The organism is Alcaligenes sp. DN25, from assembly GCF_023674485.1.
Classification (GTDB): domain Bacteria; phylum Pseudomonadota; class Gammaproteobacteria; order Burkholderiales; family Burkholderiaceae_B; genus Alcaligenes; species Alcaligenes phenolicus.
The window spans coordinates 1,718,043-1,740,408 of sequence record NZ_CP098408.1; the positions used below are offsets into that span (position 1 = coordinate 1,718,043).

At 55.1% G+C, this 22,366-nt stretch carries 14 protein-coding genes and 1 pseudogene; 11 read left to right on the forward strand and 4 right to left on the reverse strand.

The window, feature by feature from the left end; translation table 11 throughout:
* The first annotated feature begins 31 nt into the window (after positions 1-31).
* The 9 genes from NBV64_RS07995 to NBV64_RS08035 all read left to right on the forward strand — a co-directional run bounded on the left by NBV64_RS07995 (position 32) and on the right by NBV64_RS08035 (position 12,408).
* Positions 32-1,231 carry a paraquat-inducible protein A gene (locus tag NBV64_RS07995; protein ID WP_009455702.1) on the forward strand — a complete coding sequence of 400 codons (1,200 nt, stop codon included), beginning with the start codon at positions 32-34 and terminating at the stop codon, positions 1,229-1,231.
* Between the two features lie 10 nt (positions 1,232-1,241).
* Positions 1,242-2,894, forward strand: coding sequence for a PqiB family protein (locus NBV64_RS08000; RefSeq protein WP_250757041.1), 1,653 nt, complete (start codon positions 1,242-1,244; stop codon positions 2,892-2,894).
* A complete protein-coding gene (locus NBV64_RS08005; RefSeq protein WP_009455706.1) occupies positions 2,891-3,505 on the forward strand; it encodes a PqiC family protein in 615 nt (204 codons plus the stop codon). The genes NBV64_RS08000 and NBV64_RS08005 overlap by 4 nt, the downstream gene beginning before the upstream one ends.
* Positions 3,506-3,616: 111 nt before the next feature.
* On the forward strand, positions 3,617-7,390 hold the full coding sequence (gene putA, locus NBV64_RS08010) for a trifunctional transcriptional regulator/proline dehydrogenase/L-glutamate gamma-semialdehyde dehydrogenase (protein WP_021446750.1): 3,774 nt from the start codon (positions 3,617-3,619) through the stop codon (positions 7,388-7,390).
* Between the two features lie 129 nt (positions 7,391-7,519).
* The gene (locus NBV64_RS08015; protein WP_137430884.1) at positions 7,520-8,677 is read left to right on the forward strand and encodes a branched-chain amino acid ABC transporter substrate-binding protein; all 1,158 of its coding nucleotides are present in this window, start codon (positions 7,520-7,522) and stop codon (positions 8,675-8,677) included.
* 128 nt (positions 8,678-8,805) lie between these two features.
* The gene (locus NBV64_RS08020; protein WP_021446749.1) at positions 8,806-9,738 is read left to right on the forward strand and encodes a branched-chain amino acid ABC transporter permease; all 933 of its coding nucleotides are present in this window, start codon (positions 8,806-8,808) and stop codon (positions 9,736-9,738) included.
* Complete coding sequence (locus NBV64_RS08025) at positions 9,735-10,841, forward strand: ABC transporter permease subunit (RefSeq protein ID WP_021446748.1); 1,107 nt, start codon at positions 9,735-9,737, stop codon at positions 10,839-10,841. Before NBV64_RS08020 ends, NBV64_RS08025 begins: the two co-directional genes overlap by 4 nt.
* Positions 10,838-11,674, forward strand: a complete 837-nt coding sequence (locus tag NBV64_RS08030; RefSeq protein ID WP_250757042.1) for an ABC transporter ATP-binding protein — start codon at positions 10,838-10,840, stop codon at positions 11,672-11,674. The genes NBV64_RS08025 and NBV64_RS08030 overlap by 4 nt, the downstream gene beginning before the upstream one ends.
* Positions 11,671-12,408 carry an ABC transporter ATP-binding protein gene (locus tag NBV64_RS08035; RefSeq protein WP_021446747.1) on the forward strand — a complete coding sequence of 246 codons (738 nt, stop codon included), beginning with the start codon at positions 11,671-11,673 and terminating at the stop codon, positions 12,406-12,408. The genes NBV64_RS08030 and NBV64_RS08035 overlap by 4 nt, the downstream gene beginning before the upstream one ends.
* 384 nt (positions 12,409-12,792) lie before the next feature.
* Here the strand turns inward: NBV64_RS08035 and NBV64_RS08040 are convergent, their stop codons facing one another.
* Positions 12,793-17,367: an AAA family ATPase gene (locus NBV64_RS08040; protein WP_250757043.1), complete on the reverse strand. Its 4,575-nt coding sequence runs from the start codon at positions 17,365-17,367 to the stop codon at positions 12,793-12,795.
* Positions 17,368-17,964: 597 nt separating this feature from the next.
* Here NBV64_RS08040 and NBV64_RS08045 point away from each other — a divergent pair.
* Positions 17,965-18,707: pseudogene (locus NBV64_RS08045) on the forward strand (SDR family oxidoreductase).
* A 32-nt stretch (positions 18,708-18,739) separates the two neighbouring features.
* Positions 18,740-19,384, forward strand: coding sequence for a DJ-1/PfpI family protein (locus tag NBV64_RS08050; protein ID WP_250757044.1), 645 nt, complete (start codon positions 18,740-18,742; stop codon positions 19,382-19,384).
* Between the two features lie 119 nt (positions 19,385-19,503).
* Here NBV64_RS08050 and rlmF read toward each other — a convergent pair whose 3' ends face one another.
* The 3 genes from rlmF to coaBC all read right to left on the reverse strand — a co-directional run bounded on the left by rlmF (position 19,504) and on the right by coaBC (position 22,354).
* Complete coding sequence (gene rlmF, locus NBV64_RS08055) at positions 19,504-20,499, reverse strand: 23S rRNA (adenine(1618)-N(6))-methyltransferase RlmF (protein ID WP_250757045.1); 996 nt, start codon at positions 20,497-20,499, stop codon at positions 19,504-19,506.
* A 136-nt stretch (positions 20,500-20,635) separates the two neighbouring features.
* Positions 20,636-21,097, reverse strand: a complete 462-nt coding sequence (dut, locus tag NBV64_RS08060; protein ID WP_042487854.1) for a dUTP diphosphatase — start codon at positions 21,095-21,097, stop codon at positions 20,636-20,638.
* A gap of 72 nt (positions 21,098-21,169) precedes the next feature.
* The gene (coaBC, locus tag NBV64_RS08065; protein ID WP_250757046.1) at positions 21,170-22,354 is read right to left on the reverse strand and encodes a bifunctional phosphopantothenoylcysteine decarboxylase/phosphopantothenate--cysteine ligase CoaBC; all 1,185 of its coding nucleotides are present in this window, start codon (positions 22,352-22,354) and stop codon (positions 21,170-21,172) included.
* Between the last annotated feature and the right edge of the window lie 12 nt (positions 22,355-22,366).

Here is a 22,366-nt window from a genome sequence, read left to right on the forward strand (position 1 = left end):
CCCCGTTCAAGGAGCGGGGCTCGCTCGTTGTGTGCGTTGCGATACTGAACTTTACCGCCACAGCCGCTTTTCACCACGTGAATGGCAAGCGCTGGTCTTGGCGGTTTTTATCCTTTTTCTGATTGCCAATCTGTTTCCCGTCGTCTATCTGAGCATGGCGGGTAAAACAGTGTCGCCCACGTTTCCCAAAGCCCTGTTGCTGATCTGGCAGCAGGGGTATTGGGGCTTGTCCGTCATGGCGGGGTTGGTGGGATTCTGGCTGCCGTTGTTTCAACTGATTTTCCAGTTCTGGGCCTTGGGCCTGATTGCCAGGGAAAAGCCCTTGCCGGGCGATTTCGGTATTGGGCTGCGGGCCTTGAGCCATCTGGAGCATTGGTCCATGACGGCTGTGCTGTTCCTGGGCTTGATTGTGGCCATGGTGAAATTTGCCGGGATCGGGCATTTGACGATTGCGCCAGGTCTGTACGCCTTTTTTGCTCTGACCTTCCTGCTGACCGGCTTGAGCCGTATTACGGCGGGGCGCTTGTGGCGCTGGGCAGAGGATCGTGATCTGGTGCCGGTTTCGACCCGGCAGGTCTTGAAAGAGCATCCAACCTGGAGTGCCTGTACCCACTGTGGCTTCGTGCAGTCCAGTCAGAAACCGGACTGTGACCGTTGTGGTGCAACTGTGCATAAACGCAAGCCCAATAGCCGCACACGGGTGGCCGCTCTGGTGTTGACGGCCTGCGTGTTCTATATTCCCGCCAATGTCCTGCCTGTCATGGAGCTGCGCAGCATTTTAGGCAGTAGCGCGCATACGATTCTGGGTGGGGTCATTGAACTCTGGCAACTGGGCTCCTGGGACTTGGCATTGATCGTGTTCATCGCCAGTATTGTGGTCCCCATCACCAAACTGCTGGCTTTGATGATTCTTTTGTTGGGGCGTCGTTGGCATGGCAATGCTGTACAGCGTCAACGCAATCGCATTTACGACATGGTCGAGCTGATTGGGCAATGGTCCATGCTGGACGTATTCGTGGTGGTTCTGATGGCAGCACTGGCCAACTTCCCAGGCTTGTCGCAGATTATTCCTGGAGCGGGGGCCTTGAGCTTTGGCATGGTGGTGGTTTTGACCATGCTGGCCGCGCTTAGCTACGACCCTCGCCAAGGCTGGGACCAGGATACCCACGAAGAACCAATAATAGAACCGCAAACTACGCCGTCTCCGCCTGCCTCACAGGCGACTTCCTGAAGGAAACAAGGTGCACGATCCTACAACTAATCAGCCTGACGGTCAGACCGAGCCCGCGCAGCCTAGACTGATTCCTGCCAAGCGATCCCGATTCTCCTGGATCTGGATTTTGCCCATAGCCGCCGCCGTGGTGGGGGCGTCTTTGGTGCTGCGAAACTGGATGTTGACCGGACCGCGTATCACGATCAGCTTTGATTCAGCCGAGGGCTTGGCCGTGGATCAAACCAAGCTACGTTATCGCGAAGTGGATGTGGGTACGATTTCGGACATTCAGGTGTCTCCGGATCGAAAAGGGGTTTTGGTCACGGCGCAGCTCGAGCGTGATGGCTCCGAGTTCATTACCCAAAAAGACACGCGGTTCTGGGTGGTGCGCCCGCGTTTGGGCTTAAGTGGGGTCTCCGGTCTGGGCACCTTGTTGTCGGGTGTTTATATCGGTGTGGACGCGCCTTTTGAAGTGAATAAAAAAGGCGAGCAACTGGACTTTGTGGGCCTAGAAAGTCCGCCGGAAGTAACCAGTGGCCGTGCTGGTAAGCGTTACGTGTTGACTGCGCCCGAATTGGGCTCGCTGGATCTGGGTTCGCCCTTGTACTACAAGGGCATACAGGTTGGGCAAGTCAGCAGTTATGAGCTGAACGAAGAAGGTAATGGCGTGCGTGTGCAGGTGTTTGTCGATGCTCCTAACGACAAATTCGTGACGCAGGGCTCGCGCTTCTGGAACGTCAGCGGCGTCAATATGTCGCTGGATTCCACCGGCTTTAATGTGCGTACGCATTCCTTGGTCTCTGCCTTGGCAGGAGGTCTGGCCTTTGATCAGATGGAAGGCGAGCCTACGGATATTGCTCAGGCTGATTCGCAATACGAACTGTTCCCCACACAAGAGCGCGCGATGGCTGAGCCGGATGGTCCCGCGGTTGAATTGCGCTTCCATTTCCATCAGTCCGTGCGTGGCCTGGTGCCGGGCTCCAAGGTGGAGTTCCGGGGCTTGGAGCTGGGGCAGGTCTACGATGTGGATCTGGAGTTTGATTTTGAGCGTAAGCGCTTCTTTGCCCTGGTGAAGGCACGTATCTATCCGCAGCGTTTTGGCCGCCTGTACGAGCGGGTGGTGGAGGCTAGACCGGACGAGAAAGATCCAATGAGCGCCTTGTTCAAACCGATGGTTGAGCGTGGTCTGCGTGGTCAATTGCGTCCTGCCAGCCTGATTACGGGCCAGCAGTACATTGCCCTGGAGTTCTTCGACAAAGCGCCTGAAGCGGACTTCGATGAAAACGCCAAGCCATTGGTGGTGCCCGTCATTGCGGGCGACTTCGACCGTTTGCAGGAGCAGGTCAGCGATATCGTTACCAAGATTGCTGCTATCCCGTTCGATCAGATCGGCAAGAATCTGCAAAGCGGGCTCACGGAGCTGGGTCAGGTGCTCAAGCAACTGGACAAGACGACGGTGCCGCAGCTCAATGGCGCTCTCAAGTCCATGGATGCCGCTGTTCAGAAACTGGGTGCCATGCTGGATTCGGATTCTTCCTTCAATACTTCTGTGGATCAAACCTTGAGCGAGCTGAAGCGCTCCTTGCGATCCCTGCGTGATTTAAGCGATACCTTGCAAAGCCAGCCCTCGGCGGTCCTGCGAGGTCGTTCCCCTGACGTGCTGCCGGAGCCTGCGCCATGATGTCTCGTTTTCTGATTCCCGTGGCGTTCGCCGGTTTGCTGACGGCTTGCGCCTCGACCACGCCCACTTACTACACCTTGCAAGCGTCCAATGCCGCTCCGGCGGCTGCGGCTCCTTCCACGCAAGTGTGGAAGGGCTTTCAGCTGCGACGCATGGATGTGCCTGCTCAATTGGATCGTCGATCCTTTGTGCTGACGCAGACTGCGGGTGGGCAAGTCAACTTGCTCAACGATAGCCAGTGGGCCTCACCTTTACCTGATGAAATGTCCTTGGCTTTGGCGTCTGGTTTGCAGGATCGCCTGGGCGTTCCCCAGTTGGCCAGCGCTGCTCCGAAAACACCGCTGTGGCAGATCGATGTGCTGGTACAGCGCTTCGAATCTGTCTATGGCGAACGCGCTACCCTGGAGTTGAGCTGGACACTGACGCCAGTTGGCTTTGAGGGGAAGGTCCAGCAATGCCGCTGGCTGGACTCCGAGCCTGCGTCCTCTGTGCCAGAACTGGTGCAGGCGCATCGCCAATTGCAGCAGCGCTGGGCAGATGCACTGGCCGCACAAATGCAAGGTAAACCTGTCCCGGTTAACCTGAGCAAAGCCATGCTCTGCGTCAGTTAACCCTTTTGGTTAACTTTTTCCTGTGCGGGTTAACCTGAATACGAATTTTGGTTAACCGTCAGTATTATTTCGGCTTATCGCAGTCAACAAAGCGTAACCGGGATAAGAAGCATGGCGAGCACAACCTTAGGGATTAAAGTCGATATAGAACTGCGCGAGCGCCTGCGGCGTGCGGCGGATCAGTTGCAGTGCACCCCGCATTGGCTGCATAAGCAGGCCTTGCTGTCCTATATCGAAGGAATCGAGCGCGGTGTGTTGCCCAGCGAATTGGCGCTGCTAAGCGGGGGGGACTCCGAAGCCGCCGAAGAAGGTGTACTCATGCCTTCCATCCCGTTTTACGGCTTTGCACAGGATGTGCAACCGCAAAGTGTGTTGCGCGCAGCCATTACCGCCGCCTACCGCCGCCCAGAAACCGACTGTTTGCCTTTGCTCCTGAGTGCAGCGCGTTCTTCTCAAAGTGCGCGTGCCCAGGAGTTGGCCGCTCGTCTGGTTAAAGCCTTGCGCGCCAAGCGCCGTGGCGGCGGCGTAGAAGGTCTGATCCAGGAATTCTCCTTGTCCAGCCAGGAAGGCGTTGCCCTGATGTGTCTGGCAGAGGCCTTGCTGCGTATCCCTGACCGCGCGACACGCGATGCCTTGATTCGCGACAAAATCAGCCACGGCGATTGGCGTGCACACATGGGCGAGTCCCCCTCGTTGTTTGTGAATGCCGCCACCTGGGGCCTGATGCTGACGGGGCGCTTGGTCAGTGTAAATAGTGAAAAGAATTTGTCCTCCGCCTTGACCCGCATGATCGGCAAGGGTGGCGAGCCCCTGATCCGTAAAGGCGTGGACGTTGCCATGCGCATGATGGGCGAACAGTTTGTGACTGGCCAAACCATTGCCTCGGCACTGGCCAATAGCCGCAAGTTTGAAGAGCAGGGCTTCCGTTATTCCTACGACATGTTGGGTGAGGCCGCGACGACAGCGGAAGACGCGCAACGTTACTACCAGGCTTACGAGCAGGCCATCCACGCGATTGGTCGTGCCAGCCAGGGTCGTGGGATTTACGAAGGCCCCGGCATTTCCATCAAGCTGTCCGCACTGCACCCACGTTACAGCCGTTCCCAGCGCGATCGCGTCATGCGGGAGTTGTTCCCGCGCTTGTTGTCCTTGGCACAATTGGCGCATCACTACGATGTGGGCCTGAATATTGACGCCGAAGAAGCAGACCGCCTGGAAGTGTCCCTGGATCTGCTGGACAAGCTGTGCTTTGACCCGTCTTTGGCAGGTTGGAACGGCATTGGCTTTGTGGTGCAGGCTTATCAAAAGCGGGCACCCTTTGTCATCGATTACTTGATTGATCTGGCCCGCCGCAGCGGTCACCGCTTGATGCTGCGCCTGGTGAAAGGCGCGTACTGGGATTCGGAAATCAAACGTGCCCAGGTTGATGGTCTGGAAGACTACCCCGTCTACACCCGCAAGGTGCACACGGATGTGTCTTACCTGGCTTGCGCTCGCAAGCTCTTGCAGGCTCCGGAAGCCGTTTACCCGCAGTTTGCGACACACAATGCACAAACCCTGGCCGCCATTTACGTGATGGCAGGTCAGAACTACTACACCGGCCAATATGAGTTCCAGTGCCTGCACGGCATGGGCGAGGACCTGTACGACGAGGTAGTCGGCCCGATCAAGGACGGCAAGCTGAACCGTCCTTGCCGTATCTATGCACCCGTTGGTTCTCACGAAACCTTGCTGGCGTATCTGGTGCGTCGTCTCCTGGAAAACGGTGCCAACACCTCTTTCGTGAATCAGATTGGCGATGCCGATGTGAACATGGAGCAGCTGATTGCCGACCCCGTGGCTCAGGCCCTGAGCCTGCAACCCTTGGGTCGACCACATGACAAGATTCCGTTGCCGCGCCAGTTGTACTGGGAGGCGGAGCAGCGCTTGAACTCGGCTGGCCTGGATTTAAGCAACGAGCACCGCCTGGGTTCTTTGGCCGCTACCTTGATGCAAACCGCTGCCTTGCCACGTCAGGCTCAGCCTATCCTGGGGCAGGGCAATCCGGTCTGGGACGAGTCCAAGGCAACGATTGTGCGTAATCCAGCCAATCATCAGGACGTAGTGGGGCAGGTCATGTTTGCCACTGCACAGGATGTGGAGCAGGCTTTGGACGCCGCCAGCCACTATGCACCGATCTGGCAGGCCACGCCGGTAGAAGAACGCGCCGCCGCCTTGCAGCAAGCCGCCCAACTGCTGGAAGACAATATGCAGGACTTGATGGGCCTGCTGGTGCGTGAAGCTGGCAAGTCCTATGCGAATGCGATTGCCGAAGTGCGTGAAGCCGTGGATTTCCTGCGTTACTACGCCGGACAGGTTCTGCGCGACTTTGATAATGACGAATATCGTCCCGTCGGTGTGGTGCTGTGTATCAGCCCCTGGAACTTCCCCTTGGCTATTTTCCTGGGTCAGGTCTCGGCGGCTCTGGCTGCAGGCAACGTCGTCCTGGCCAAGCCTGCTGAACAAACCTGCCTGATTGCGGCGGCGGCTGTCGAGCTGCTGCACAAGGCAGGGATTGCTCCCGGTGCCTTGCAGCTCCTGCCTGGTGATGGCCCATCCGTGGGCGCGCCTTTGGCGGCCAGTGAGAAGGTTAATGCTGTGATGTTTACCGGCTCGACCGCCGTTGCCATGGGCTTGAATCGTCAATTGGCTAAACGCCTGACGGCAGACGGTCAGGCCGTCCCGCTGATTGCAGAAACTGGTGGCTTGAATGCCATGGTGGTCGACAGCTCGGCCTTGCCTGAGCAGGTGGTGTTTGATGTGCTGAATTCTGCTTTCGACTCGGCCGGTCAGCGTTGTTCGGCCTTGCGCCTGCTGTGCATCCAGGAAGATGTGGCCGAGCGTGTGCTGAATATGCTTAACGGTGCTATGCAGGAACTGAGTGTGGGCAATCCCGATCTGCTCAGTACCGATGTGGGGCCGGTGATTGATGAAGAAGCCCGCTCCGGTATCGAAGAGCACATCAGCGCCATGCGCGAGGCTGGTTTTCGTATCACCCAAAGTGAACAAAGCCGAAGCCTGACAGGTACGTTTGTCTTGCCGACCATTATCGAGATCGAGCAGGTCAAGGATCTGGAGCGCGAAATTTTCGGCCCCGTTCTGCACGTGATGCGCTTCAAGCGCAGCGAGCTGGACAGCCTGATCAATCAGATCAACGAACGTGGTTACGGACTGACCTTTGGCGTGCACACTCGTCTGGATGAAACCGTGGAGCGTGTCGTTTCGCGCATTCACGCCGGTAACGTCTATGTGAACCGCAATATGGTGGGTGCGGTGGTGGGTGTACAGCCTTTCGGTGGTGAAGGCTTGTCGGGTACCGGCCCCAAAGCAGGCGGCCCCTTGTACCTGCGCCGACTGCTTAGCCGTTGCCCGCAGAACCTGCCTTTGCAAGCTTGGCAGGAGCAGGGCGCTGTCTTGCCTGGTCCGACGGGCGAGTCCAATATTTATCAGTTGCACCCACGAGGTCGCGTTCTGTGCATGCCTGTCAGCGTGCACGGCTGGCAAGCTCAGCGCGAGGCCTGCGCACGCAGCGGCAACCAGGCCATCTTGCTGGACCGTTTAGGTCTGGGTGGCTGGCAGGACGCGCCTGCTGAGCAAATTGCCATGTCCGATTTGGGTGAGGCAGATTATGATGCTGTTTTGTTTGAAGGCGACAGCGACGAACTCCGGCAAGTATTGGGACAAGTGGCTGAGCGCCGTGGCCCCATTGTTGGGGTTCAAGGGCTGTTGACGCAGGAATTGGAGGGGGGCGCGACTTACCTCGTCGAGCGTTTGTTGCGCGAAGTCTCGGTCAGTACCAATACAGCGGCAGCTGGGGGCAATGCCAGTTTGATGATGGTTGGTTGACATCAGATGGCACCCATTTCTATGCACACGTTTGGTCGCACATTTCACCTGGAGCGGCGGCCCTGCGTTCATTCTCACGGCACGGGCCGACATGTAGCGCGGCTATATTAAAAAACGAAGGAGAACAATATGCAGTCCATCACGAGCTTTAAATTGGCCTTGGTTTCGACCGCGGTTTTTGGTGCACTGGCGGCTAGCCCCGTCTTTGCCGCTGACAAGGTAATCAAGCTGGGCTTTTCCGCCCCCTTGACCGGCCCGCAGGCTCACTACGGTGAAGACATGCGCAATGGTCTGGTGCTGGCTCTGGAAGAAGCCAACGCCCAGAAAATTGAAATTGATGGCGCAACCGCCCGTTTTGAACTGGTGGCCAAGGATGACCAGGCTGACCCGCGTACAGCGGTCCAGGTCGCCCAGCAAATTGTGGACGACGGTGTGGATGGCGTATTGGGCCACTTCAACTCGGGCACCACGATCCCTGCTTCGCGTGTCTACAACGACGCGGGCATCCCCCAGATCGCCATGGCAACCTCACCTGAGTACACCCAGCAAGGTTACGACAACACCTTCCGCATGATGACCAGCGACACCCAGCAAGGTGCCGCTGTGGGTCAGTTCATCGTCAAGGATCTGGCAGCCAAGAAAGTGGCACTGATCGACGACCGTACCGCTTACGGCCAAGGTCTGACTGACCAGGTTGCCCGTGCGGTAGAAAAAGCCGGTGGTCAGATCGTGGCCCGTGAATACACCACGGACAAAGCCAACGACTTCACCTCCATTCTGACCAACATCAAGTCCAAGGCGCCCGATGCCATCTTCTTTGGTGGTCTGGATGCGCAGTCCGGCCCGATGAAGCGTCAGATGCAGACGCTGGACATCAAGGCCCCGCTGGTTTCGGGCGAAATGACGCGCAGCGACACCTTCCTGCGTCTGGCCGGTGCAGCCGCTGACGGCACCTACGCCTCCCTGGCAGGTGTTCCTCTGTCCACCATGGCGGCTGGCGAGAAATTCGCCAAAGACTACCAGGCCCGCTTCAAGGCTGAGCCCGGTGTTTACGCTCCGTATGCCTACGACGGCGCCTGGAACATGATCACCGCCATGAAGGAAGCCGGTTCTTCCAAGGCAGAAGACTACCTGCCCAAACTGGCCGCATTGAAACGCAACGGCGCAACCAGCAGCAACATTGCCTACGACCAGAATGGCGACCTGAAAGAAATCGCCGTCACCATCTACGAAGTTAAAGATGGCAAGTGGACGATGGTGAAAACCATGGTCAGTCAGGCTAACTAAGCACGCTTGATCCTGCAGTTTGAGCCCTTCGGGGCTCATCTTTACCGTGGCCTGTGTTTGGCAGGCCCACGCTCCCTGTTCTATCGCTGTGCGCCGGGGCAGGGAGCAATGACCACGAGTCCCAATCTATGGAAATCCTGATACAACAACTAATAAATGGCCTGACCGTGGGCAGTGTCTACGCCTTGGTGGCGCTGGGCTACACCATGGTGTATGGAATTATTGGCCTGATTAATTTTGCGCATGGTGATGTAGTCATGGTTGGGGCGATGTTGGCCACGACAGTGGTGTTATCGCTGGTCGGCGCGGACCCGGCAGGCCTGTCCGCCTGGTTGATGGTGGGGCTGGCCCTTTTGGCCGCTATCCCCGTCTGCATGGGCATAGGCTGGACTGCCGAGCGTTATGCGTATCGCCCCTTGCGTCGTGCGCCTCGTTTGGCCGCACTGATTACCGCTATTGGTGTGTCCTTTATTGTGCAGAACCTGGCCATGATGATCTGGGGGCGCAATTACCTGAGCTTCCCGCACATTATTGAACCCATGGTGTTTCAGTTGGGTGACGCGCGTATCAGCTTGCTGCAGATTCTGATTATTGGCGGTGCCGCCGCGATCATGTCCGGCTTGATGGTGCTGGTGCACCGCACCCGTCTGGGCACCGCCATGCGTGCAACTGCCCAGAACCGCGAAGTAGCTGGCTTGATGGGCGTGAACATCAATACCGTGATTTCTGCTGCCTTTGTGATCGGCTCGGCCCTGGCTGCCGTCGCAGGTGTGATGATCGTGACTTACTACGGTGTCGCCCAATACACCATGGGCTTCATGCTGGGCCTGAAAGCCTTTACCGCCGCCGTTCTAGGGGGCATTGGCAACTTGGGTGGTGCCATGCTGGGTGGCTTGCTGCTGGGCTTGATCGAAGCTCTGGGCGCGGGCTATATCGGCGACCTGACCAATGGGGTCTTTGGCAGTAACTATCAGGATGTGTTCTCTTTTATCGTGCTGATCTTGGTGCTGATTTTCCGTCCCTCGGGCCTGTTGGGTGAACGTGTGGGAGATCGCGCATGAGTCTGAATCAAACATTAAGTGGCGCTGGCTCCAAACAGCGCCCCGCAACGCCCGCTAAAGTCTGGGTCGGTGCGCTGCTGATTGGTGTGGTGCTGGCCATTTTGCCCTTCGTGCTGGGCATGGCGGGGCAAAGCTGGATCCGCACCCTTAACTTTGCCTTGCTGTACGTGATGCTGGCCCTGGGCCTGAACATCGTGGTGGGTTTTGCCGGTCTGCTGGACTTGGGCTATATCGCTTTCTATGCCGTAGGGGCGTACGTCTGGGCCATGCTGGCATCGCCGCATTTTGGTCTGCACCTGCCGTTCTGGATGGTGCTGCCAGCCGGTATCGCCTTGGCCGCCGTATTCGGTGTGTTGCTGGGCTTTCCAGTTCTGCGCTTGCGGGGCGACTATCTGGCCATTGTGACCCTGGGTTTCGGTGAAATTATCCGCATCTTCATGAACAACCTGGATGCGCCGGTCAACATCACCAACGGTCCGCAAGGGATCAACCGGGTCGATACCTTCAAGATTGGCGACTTCATCTTTGGCAAGGCGGAAACCCTCTTTGGCATACGGATAACCGGGCCAGAAAAATACTATTACCTGCTCCTGCTGATCACGCTGCTGATTGTGTTCATCTGCGTGCGCTTGCAGCACTCCCGCATTGGCCGCGCCTGGGAAGCCATTCGCGAAGATGAAATCGCCGCCAAGGCCATGGGCATCAATACCCGTAACGTCAAACTGCTGGCCTTTGCCATGGGTGCAACGTTTGGTGGTGTGGCCGGTGGCTTGTTTGCCTCCATGCAAGGCTTCGTTAGCCCGGAGAGTTTCAGCCTGACCGAGTCCATTTCCGTGCTGTGCATGGTGGTGCTGGGTGGTATGGGCCATATCCCCGGCGTGATCGTTGGCGCTTTGCTGCTATCTGTCTTCCCCGAACTGCTGCGCTCCGTCGTCGTACCTCTGCAGCAAAGCGTGTTTGGTGACGTGATTCTGGACCCGGATGGCATCCGTATGCTGTTGTTCGGCTTTGCCCTGGTACTGGTCATGATCTATCGCCCCGAAGGCCTGTGGCCCTCTGCAGTGCGCCGTCGTGAACGCAAAATGAAGCAGGTGCAAGCATGAGTCTGAGCATGAACCAACAAGTAAAAAACGGCGAGGTGCTGTTGCAGGCAGAAGGCTTGTCCAAACGCTTCGGCGGTTTGCAGGCCTTGTCCGAAGTCAGCTTCAGCATTCGCAAGGGCGATATCTACGGTCTGATCGGCCCGAACGGCGCGGGTAAAACCACGCTGTTCAACGTGATGACAGGCTTGTACATCCCCGAGTCGGGCCGCTGCACCTTTGCAGGCCGCAACCTGACTGATTGCAAACCGCATCAAATCGCTGAATCCGGCTTTGCCCGTACCTTCCAGAACATCCGCTTGTTCGGCAGCCTGTCTGCCCTGGAAAACGTCATGATCGGCCGTCACGTCCGCACCCGTGCTGGCGTGCTGGGGGCGGTGCTGCGTAACCGCGCTACCCGTCAGGAAGAAGAACAGATCGAGGCCCGCGCCTACGAGCTGCTGGATTACGTAGGCATTGCCCAGCACGCTAACGAGATTGCGCGCTCCTTGTCCTACGGCGACCAGCGCCGCCTGGAAATCGCCCGCGCACTGGCAACCGATCCCATGCTTCTGGCATTGGATGAACCCGCTGCCGGCATGAACCCGTCCGAGACCGTCGTCCTGCGCCAGCTGATAGAAAAAATCCGTGGTGACGGCATTACTGTCCTGCTGATCGAACACGATATGAAGCTGGTTATGGGCCTGTGTGACCGGGTTCTGGTGCTGGAATACGGCAAAGTGCTGGCCGAAGGTAAGCCAGCCGAAGTCCAACATAACCCGCGCGTGATCGAAGCCTATCTGGGCGCAGGTGCAGCCAAAGAGCTGGGCATTACCGTTGAAGAGGAAAAGGCATGAGCACAGAGCCGTTAATGCTGGATATTCGGGGTCTGGATGTAGCTTATGGCGGCATCCGGGCGGTACGCGGCCTGGACCTGCGGGTGGGTAAGGGTGAATTGGTTTGCTTGATCGGTGCAAACGGCGCCGGTAAAAGCACCACACTGCGAGCCATTACAGGACTGGTGCCTGCGGCTGCGGGGCAGATTGAACATCAAGGCGAAAGCATCGTCGGCCTGCCGTCGCACCAATTGGTACGTCGTGGTGTGGTCATGGTGCCGGAAGGGCGGGGGATTTTTCCGCAACTGACGATCGAAGAAAACCTGGCCATGGGGGCGTATACCCGCAAGGACCACCACGAAGTCCGCCAGGATATCGAGCGTATCTATACCTTGTTCCCGCGTCTGGCTGAGCGTAAGAAGCAATCGGCAGGGACTTTGTCTGGTGGGGAACAGCAGATGGTGGCAATGGGACGGGCGATGATTTCCCGGCCTTCATTGCTGTTGCTGGATGAGCCTTCAATGGGCTTGGCTCCCATCATGGTCGAACGGATTTTTGAGTTGATCCAGACGATTGCTAAGGAAGGCGTGACGATTTTACTGATTGAGCAGAATGCGCGCTTGGCGCTAGAGCTGGGAGATCGGGGATATGTGATGGAGTCAGGGCGGATTATCCTGGAAGGCCCGGCTGCGCAGTTGCTGCATGATCCGAAGGTGAGGGCGGCTTATCTGGGAGAAGAGGATTTTGCGGCGTAGGTAGGATTTAGATTTAGAGAAAAAGCCAATCAACTTTGGGCTGATTGGCTTTCTAATTAACTATATGAAATTGGGTCGGGGTTTGAGGTTAACTTTATGAGTTGCGGTTTTCGACCCGAAGCTGCCGTTCGCGGGCCAGGGGACAACGTCTACTGTGCGGTGATTGCAGAGGTTGATGGCCTCAGGCAACGTGAGGGTTATCAGGTGTACGAGGTGCTGCGACTTTAACTTCTCCGCGTCATAATTATTGCTTATCGCTGACCGCTTTGGCCCAGACTGGTCGCATACTACCGAACCAAAGAAGACTAGTGTCCATGAACCTCATTACTAAAGAGCCAATATTAATGAATGCTGATGACAAAAGACTATTTCAGAGGAGATAGCTCATGGTCGCTCTGCATATTTAAGCCAGTCATTTACTCCACTAACTCCCAAAGCTAGCAACGTATCTTGTACTGCAACCACACGTTGCAGCATGGCCCCAGCGTCTGATTCTTCCTGCTCTTCAGCCTGTGCAAAAAGGCGGGTCAGAAGCTGTGTGAGGTTGTTCTCATAGTCGTACAGATAGAGGCTTGCTCGCCTAACATAGTCCAGATAAGCCTCGGTAGATTCCAGCGCAGACATTGGATCTCGAGCGGATGTAGCATTTAACCATGCATCGAATCCATATATGTCTCTTTGTGTGGATTCAGTCTCGGCCCCAAGCAAGGTAAAGCAACGCCTGATTAGTTCAGTCGGTATTGAAATCAGCGGTCCTTTTTCTCTAAAAAGGCCTCTGCATTTGCGCGCTACAGCGATAGCAACAGGGTTTGCAGTGCTTAGTCCTTCTTGAATACCTGTCAGACATTGATCACGATGTTGCAGCATATTTTGTGGATGTGTCCAAACACTCGCGGCACCACGCCAAGCCTGGTTGGCGTTTCGCGATATCAATTCGGAGAGGAAGACGGAGAAGTTAATATGCTTCGACAAAGCAGCCAAAGCTGAAATGCGTCCCCAGGTTTCCAAATCTTTATCTTGACCATCACGGTAGAGACGTGACAGCCGTGGGGCAACAATGTCAAATTTCCTGTGGTAAGCGTGATACAAACATGACTCGGCCATAGCCCAAAGTCTGGTGGTGCTTTTTTGCATAGCAAGATCAAACAGCTCCCAGCCTAGGTCTGGTTGCAGACTTTGCAAATAGGGTAAGCGCCTCAGAAGTAGGGCGCGGATCGCGGGGTGCTCGTCGGCGGCAAATTGGCGTAATGTTGATGTTAGAAGTTCAGGCCAAGCCAAGTTGTTTTCGTGCAACTTCGTGACCATGATCATCAAGGCCTCCACAACGTGACCACGTGTCATATTGATGCCGATAGTAAGTAAATCGACGGAATCTCCAGAAATGGAACCTTCTTCTTGCAGCGTTAAAAAATCGATCGTCAAGAACACTAGTTTTTCAGCAAATAACGTGGTTTGAACTACGTGAGAACAGGCTTCTAGTGCATTTGATGCTGTCCGGCTGTGGTGCCAGTGGGTTGGGTGTCTTTCCAATTCATCCAAGATGTGCTGCGCCAATGCAGCGACATCTGGCTCCTCAATGGGTGTCCAACCGTTTTGACTTTGTAAGTTGCCGTATCGATAAGCCAAATAGGTGGCTACACCACCCATGATGTCATCGCGAAATTGATTGGAGAGTTGCACCCAATATGTCTGTAATAAGTGCAAAAAGTGTGTCGGCTGCCGTGAAGCGGCTTCATGTAACTGCCTGCCAACTTCTTGTTCTCCGCCCACTAGAAAATCATCAGACGAATTTCGGTCGTACCCGTTGTAGTGAGCCAATAGTCGCAGTACTGTGTCATCGCTTGCAGAAAGAAAAACATCAAAAGTAAAAGGCGCACTCACCATGCCACCACGCATACCAATGTCAGGTTGGCGCTCTATAGGCCAGAACGATTTTTCACATTCATTTAACACCTCTTGGGCGGCAGACGAGCGCAAATGGGATGGGATACTGAGAATCAGTTGCGCTTGCTCTTTCAGCATCCATGGCCGGTATGTCGGATCGGCAGCATCTTCCTCATGAAGGCTCAGAATAATTGCCTGAATCGCATCCTGCACCGCACTATCGAGTTGTGCAAATGAGCTCCGCATTAGCGTACCCAATTCATATGAAAGATTTGATTGCAGCAAAGGTTTGTCGCATAACATGCGTTCGATTACATCGAGGTTGTTTGTCGATGCTGCCGTGCATGCGAGGATGGCGAAATAACGCAACGCACCTTCGGTGCTGGAACATAAACGTTCACAGTTTTTTCGCCACCAACTAGAGTAGGTGGTTGCATGGTGTATGACTGCAGATTCAACCGCATCCATTAGGATGCGTTCGCTATCCACATGCTGATAGTCTACTTGGCTGTGTGTGTCGTTGTAAGACGTGTCACGTAAGAACCCACTCCAGTAGCTTACGGGTGTCTCTCCATAACGCAATTGTTTGATTTGGCTCCATTGTTCAATAGACGCAATGGCCATATCCAATAGAGCGGTGGACTTTTGCATTCGATCTGCAAGAAACTTATTGTTGCTACTTCCAAATTCATGCGGCTTGCAACGTAGTTTCGAGCCAAAGTGGTACCCCTGTACATCCTCATCGCTGACTTCGCCCGTAACGTAGTCCCACAACACCGAATCATCTAGATTGCCGGCTTTCATACAGTGTGCAAGCGCTTGCCCAAGAAAGCTGTGATCTCTGCGAGGCAACTTGAGCAAAATCAGCAGTAAGGGTTTAAGCAGTTCCGAATGATTTACATGAATTTGGGTGATGCTACGTGCCATTGAATGGACAAACTGGGTTTTGTCCACATCGTCCATAGCCAGCACCTCCAGCCAGTACGCAACTACTCCTGCCGTATCGTCGTTTTGCCACTGTTTCACCAGGTGTGCATGTGTCGCCAATCCGTCTACATCTCGCGAATCTCTCAACATCGGAACTAGATGCTTGAACCAAAAATAGTGCCATTCCGGTCGGATTGCTTGGGTGTAGATTATTTGAAAAACTTCTCGATGCGTGGCTCTCAGGTCGCGTATTAATGGCCAGTCGTCATCTTGGGGAACTTGCTTCGCAAAAGACTCCGCCACTAGGCGGCGAATGTGGAAGGCGTGCGAGCCCGTCAAAACAGTGCGTAATTGCTTTCGGAAGTCGCGTCGATCCCTGGTGGCTAGTTGCGTGATAAAGCTGCGAATGCTGGGACGCACAAAAGGCACGGGCGGTAGGTTTTGGATGAACGCATTCAAACTCACTCCTTGCCGCTCTGCCCCACTGATCACGAGCACATCCAGTAGGGTTTGGTGCCCAAACGTCAATTGTCCGTCCTGCATTTCAGTTAGTACGTTGTGGCTGAGTAACGCCCTCAGGGTGTCTTGAGATGCGGAAAATCGCGGCCTGGGCACTGCCAAGCTGCGCAGCCTGAGCATTTCCGAGGCCATGGCCTCGATGGCTTGCATCGCAGCATCTCCCAATGCGCTATTGGATTGAACGATCGTTGTTAGGTAACGCTGTGCTAATGCTTGACTTGTCACTACATTGAAGCTGCCGCCTTGTTGCGCCAGTTCTACATATAAAGCCAGCTCCCGCGGATTGCGGATTAATTCGCGTGTAGCTGCATCCGTGATGGACGCGTCAATGCCAAGTTTGGCAAGCAACGGGATAATTTCCGTGTCCCAATCCAATGGTTGGCAAGTGAATTCGCTATCCCACGTTCTTTGTGCAATACGTCGATCGTAATCGCGGTCAAAGTCACGGCAAGCTGTGATGACGGTGACATTGGGGATCAAAAGAAGCTGATCAATTTGAGCCAGAAAATACGTCAACACTTGATGCTCTCGGGCAATGGAAAGAACATCTAAGGAGTCAATGACCACCACAACATGGGCATCCTCTGCCATGCGCGCAACCCTGCCAACCCATTGCTCGGATAGCCCCTGAGCTTGGCGGTCTTGTGCAGTGGCAAAGTCTGCAAACTCGCGTGATTGAATAAACAGCGGCAGTAAGTCTGAGCGGATTTGGGCGAGCCGTTCCAACTCATCCTGCAAGGCAAGCATTACGCAGGTTTTGCCTGAACCTGGCAATCCGGTCAGCAAGATAGATCGATGCTTGGCTGCAATCGCGGCGAGGATATCGTTGATCAACGGGCTTGGAATACGCTCGTTACCGATGTCTCTGCGCCATATGCGTCCAATGGCAGAGGTGCTTTGGAATGAAGTGCGAATTTCCATCACATTTACGGATGGGGTCAGCATTGATCCAGCTTGATTCAGTAGATCTATGAGATCGGCTTTGGTTAGCCGGTGCTGTATAGCGAAGTTGTGGCCATCGTTGTTGACTCGCATCCCAAGGCAATCTAGACGGATCCACAGGGCGTTATAGGCCGCTGAAGGATTGCTTACCAGTCGGCCTAAACGTTCTTGTAACAGTGTCTGCATGCGCTCCAGATCGGGGCTAACCTCAAAGCGTATTCGACTCAGAAATGTGTAAGTCGACATCTTTGGAGTCTGCAGAGCAAGTAGTTTTTCTAGCTGTGTATCCGTCTCTTGATGTGCAATGCCAAGATTAGCTTGGTAGACAGATTCATCGGCATAGCTGGCGCTGAATTCGCGCAACGCTGCCAAGTTGCCAAAATTGTTGCGTGAATAAAAACGCACCACCGCTGTGTTATCGCTGGCAAGCAGGCTCTTCGCTTTATGCAATTCGTCGCTCAAGTCGACTATTGACCAAGCTTTGAATGCAGTTTGATTCTTTTTGCATTGGCAGCAAATTTTGCTGCCGTCTGCTTTTCCAATCACTACATCGTCTACCACCGATGTTACTGAATCAACCTCAAGCCATTGATACTCAGGTTCTGATAAAACGGCTAAAGCCCATTCAAGGGCAACAAGAGTTTGGTAACCATCTCCGCGGTTGGATTGGATGCCTGCCTTGCTCATTTTTCTCTCTTGAATATTACAGGTGCCTTGAAGCTAGTCCGTATGAGGCACACCTGCTTCTGTGGAGGTTGTAATCTGGCCAGTTGTTGTCGCTCAGATGCTGGCTTGTGGATGGCTTAGATCAGCCTGTAACACTTAGTCGTTGAGGGCATGTTGAACGGAGTCTTATGGCCGAAAGTAGACCGCATAGTAGCTGAGACCAAGCAATGTGTCTCCAGGCCTCATAAGTAGCCACGTAGTTGTTCGTTGAGTGCTTTTTTATTTAATGGGTAATCAAGTATATAAATTATCTTGAAGGTCTTTAAGACTCAGAGTAGAGATGCGCTCAAAGCTCATTGGTGTTAGGTGATATTTTATTTTTTTTGCATGCAGAAACTTATGCCAGCCTACGAGTTGGCAGATATGTGTGGTGCAAATAGTAGTTAGGCGTTTTGAGTGGGCTCTGGGTGGTTGTAAATCTTTAACATAGCAACTACAGGATGTAGCTGACAGGTTGCGATGGAAACATCACTAGCTTCTGCTATCCAAAAATACAGTGGGTCGAGAATGCGTTCCCATGCGAACGATTTCGTTGCAAAGGTCCGCCAAGGAGAAAAAATGGATTTAGGAATTACCGGACGACGAGCCCTGATCTGTGGGGCATCCAGTGTTTGGGTTTGGCTTGTGCCCAGGCTCTCGCCGCTGAGGGTGTGCAGGTTACCCTGGCTTCGCGCAGTGAGCACAAGCTGCAAGCAGCTGCCAAGCAGATTGAAGCGGCGACGGGCGTGGCGGCACAATGGATTGCCGCCGATCTTTCTCAGGCAGCAGGCAGTCTGGCTGTAGTTGGAGCGTGCTCGGACATCGATATTTTGATGACCAATGCGGGTGGGCCTCCGTCTATGCCTTTTGCTCAGTTGGAAATCTCTTATTGGTAAGCCGCGCTGGAACAAAACTTCCTGGCAGCGGTAGAGTTAATTCAGGCCGTGTTGCCAGGCATGGTGAACCGTCGTTTTGGCCGTATCGTTAATATCACTTCGGTTTCGGTCCGTTCGCCTGTGACCAACCTTGAGTTGTCTACTGCCGCTCGTATGGCCTTGACTGGCTTCGTTGCCAGCGTGTCTCGTGAAGTGGCCCAGCATAACGTCGCGATCAATAACCTGCTGCCCGGCACCATCATGAGCGATCGCTTGCGGGAGTTGGGAGCTGTGGCAGAAAAGCTGATTGCCTCAGTACCAGCAGGGCGAGCTGGAACGCCGAGCGAATTTGGTGATGCGTGTGCTTTCTTGTGTAGTGATGCCGCAGGTTTTATCGTGGGTCAGAATTTATCTATTGATGGTGGTTTGGTACGAGCTACGATCTAAGTTATTCAGTTTCAACCATGAAGGGGCACATCATGAGCGGTACGGCAGCGTCGACTACATCTAACAGCACAGTAGGGTGCACAACAAAAAAACAAATCGGCATTGTGCTGTTTGATCAGTTTGAAACCCTCGATGTATTCGGACCAGTTGAAATGTGGGGCGGGATGCCGGATTACGAGATGGTCATGGTGTCTCAGCAGGGTGGGCTGGTTCGCTCGTCGCAGGGGATAGAGACACAGGCCGCTTATAGTTTCGAGACGGCTCCGCAGTTCGACATTCTGATGGTTCCCGGCGGTATGGGGACGCGTAGCGAAATCAACAACCCTGCCATGCTGGCCTTTATTCAGAAGCAGGACAGGGCAACCCAGTGGACGGTGTCGGTGTGTACGGGGGCGGCCTTATTAGCCAAAGCCGGTGTTCTGAAGCAGCGTCGTGCTACGTCCAACAAGCTGGCGTTTGATTTTGCAGTGGCTCAGAATGGGGATGTGCTTTGGCAAAAGCAGGCCCGCTGGGTGTTCGATGGCAAGTACGTCACATCCTCGGGGGTATCGGCGGGGACGGATATGGCGTTGGCCCTGGTCGAGAAGCTCTATAACCGTGAGCAAGCTGAAAGCATTGCGCATTGGACCGAGTATGTCTGGAATAGTGATCCGACGATTGATCCGTTTGCGCGCTAAGGCTGGTGTTCACTGGGCGTAGTTGTTGGGTGAAAGCTTTTAGGAGTCGGGGGCTTGGAGTATGTAGCTGATTGCAGCTAGTGCCATCAGCGTATCGAGCATCCCGACTTGATACGAGCCTACTTCCAGCGCTTCTTGCGCCAAGCCTCTTGTGCCGCAGCGTCCAGAAAAGTCCAGGCGACGAAGCGGCTTTGCTTTTGTCCCTGCGTCATTTCTACGGTTTTGACCTTAACCGCTTTGGCCTTTTTCAAGGCATTCAACACACTGGGTACGTTCGATGCTTTGGACACCAAGGTACTGAACCAAAGCACTTGCTCGCCTACCGCCACGCTTTCTTCGATCATGCGGCGGATGAAAAGCGCCTCACCGCCTTCGCACCAGAGCTCCGTATTCTGCCCACCAAAGTTCAGCACAGGAGCATTGTGCTTGGGCGCAGCCTTGCCCAAGCCACGCCATTTACGTTGACTGCCGCTTTCAGCCTCTTCCTGCGACGAATGGAAGGGCGGGTTGCACAGCGTCAGGTCAAAGTAATCATTCGCGCCTAGCAGGCCTTTGAAAATATGTCTGGGGGATTTCTGCTGACGTAACTTGATTGCAGCCGACAAGCCCGGGTTCGCGTGAATAATGCTTCGTGCAGAAGTCAGCGCATCAGCGTCTATGTCGGACCCTAGAAACTGCCAGCCATATTCGGTATGACCAATCAATGGGTAGATAGCATTTGCGCCCACGCCAATATCCAGGACGCGTACTGCCTCACCACGGGGAATGGTCCCCTTATTGCTGTTGGCCAGCAAATCGGCCAGGTAGTGCACGTAGTCGGCCCGGCCCGGTATAGGAGGGCAGAGGTAATCGGCAGGAATATCCCAATGCGCTATGCCGTAAAAACTCTTCAGAAGAGCACGATTCAGGGTTTTGACGGCATTCGGATCGGCGAAGTTGATGCTTTGATCACCGTAGGGATTCACAAAAACGAATTCAGCCAGCTCGGGCGTGTCTTTGATGAGGGCATCAAAGTCGTAACGCCCCTGATGGCGGTTGCGTGGGTGGAGCTGAGCCGCCGTTTTATTTGAAGTGGGTAATTCGGCGTTGGAATTACCTTTTTTTGGAGATGGCATTGGAATCCGAAATTGGCCGGGGTAAGTCTGAGTCGTGGCGCTGCTACGTTTTTAAAGCAAAGCATCAGGGCTAAAGAAGGAGCGATGCTGACTGCGCCAAGGCATTTCGCATCGAGTCCTTCTCCAGTTTTAGAGCTTAGTTCTTGCCCGTGCTGCCAAAGCCACCGGTACCGCGCTCGGTTTCGGTAGAGAATTCGTTCACAAACTGCAGTGCCACTTGCACCACAGGCTGGAACATCAGTTGGGCGATACGCTCGCCGGGCTGGATCACGTAATCCTGATCGCTGTCATTGGCCAGAATCACACCAATCTCGCCGTGGTAGTCGGCATCGATCACGCCAATACCTTGTGCCACACGCACACCGTGCTTCAGGGACAGGCCCGAACGCGAGGCGACGATGGCGACCAGGCCAGGGTCCATCATATTGATGGCCAGGCCTGTTTTAACCAACGTACGGCCGCCTGCAGGCAGGGTAACGGCTTCGCTCAGGCAGGCGCGCAGGTCCATGGCGGCCGAGCCGTCCGTGGCATAGCTGGGGGCTTCAATAGTGGTGCCCAACAAGTCATTGACGATGCGAGCTTCAATACGGCGGTGCATAGACGGTATCCTGAAAAAAAGAGGCAGCGCACCTGCTTTAGCGCTGCCCGTCATCATAAAAGAGAAAAGGGATTAAAGCCGCTGGGCGATATTTTGCACCAGTTGGCGTGCGGCCAGCAGTTTATCCTGAGCGGGCCATTGCATATGGCCTTGCTCGTCAAACAGCACCAGTTCGGTGTCGTCGGCGTTCATGGCGCGCTGGGCCAGGTTGGCAACCAGCAAAGGCACATTTTTACGCTGACGTTTGGCTTGGGCGTGCTCGATCAAGTTGTCGGTCTCGGCGGCAAAGCCTACGCAGAAAGGGCCGTTCTTCAGGGCGGCAACCTCGGCCAGAATGTCGGGGTTGGGGCTGAATTGCAGGTCCGGCGTGGCTTGTTCGGATGTCTTCTTGATCTTGATGTCGCTGGCATTGCTGACGTACCAGTCTGCTACTGCTGCAACGCTGATGAAGATATCGGCATCGTCCACTTGGGACATCACGGTGGCGTGCATTTGACGGGCAGTTTCCACGTTGATGCGACGCACCTGGTAGGGCGTTTCCAGTGCAACGGGGCCGGAGACCAGAGTCACTTGTGCACCCGCTTCTTGAGCCGCACGGGCAATGGCATAACCCATCTTGCCGGAGGAGCGGTTGCTGATGACGCGCACCGGGTCAATCGGCTCGCTGGTCGGGCCAGCGGTGATCAGGACGCGTTTGCCCGCCAACAGCTTGGGCTGAAAGAAGGACGTGAGCTCTGCCAGCAATTGGGCAGGTTCCAGCATGCGGCCATCGCCGGTTTCACCACAGGCTTGGTCGCCACTGCCGGGGCCAAGAATGTGTACACCATCGCGGCGCAGTTGTTCGACATTGCGTTGGGTGGCCGGGTGCAGCCACATTTCTCGGTTCATGGCTGGGGCGATCAACAGGGGGCAATGGCCCCGAGCAATACACAAGGTGCTGAGCAGGTCGTCGGCCAGACCATTGGCCAGCTTGGCCATGAAGTTGGTGCTGGCGGGGGCGATCAAGATGGCGTCCGCATCCCGGCTCAGCTGGATGTGGGCCATATTGTTGGGAACACGCGCATCCCACAGGTCGGTGTAGACGGTACGGCCAGATAAGGCCTGGAAGGTGACCGGGCTGATGAAGCGCGTGGCCGATTCGGTCATGACGACATCAATCCGGGCACCCAGGTCCTGGCTGCGACGCAAGAGTTCGGCGGTTTTATAAGCAGCGATGCCGCCGGTGATGCCAAACACCAATTTTTTATTGCTAAGCATAGGACATGATCC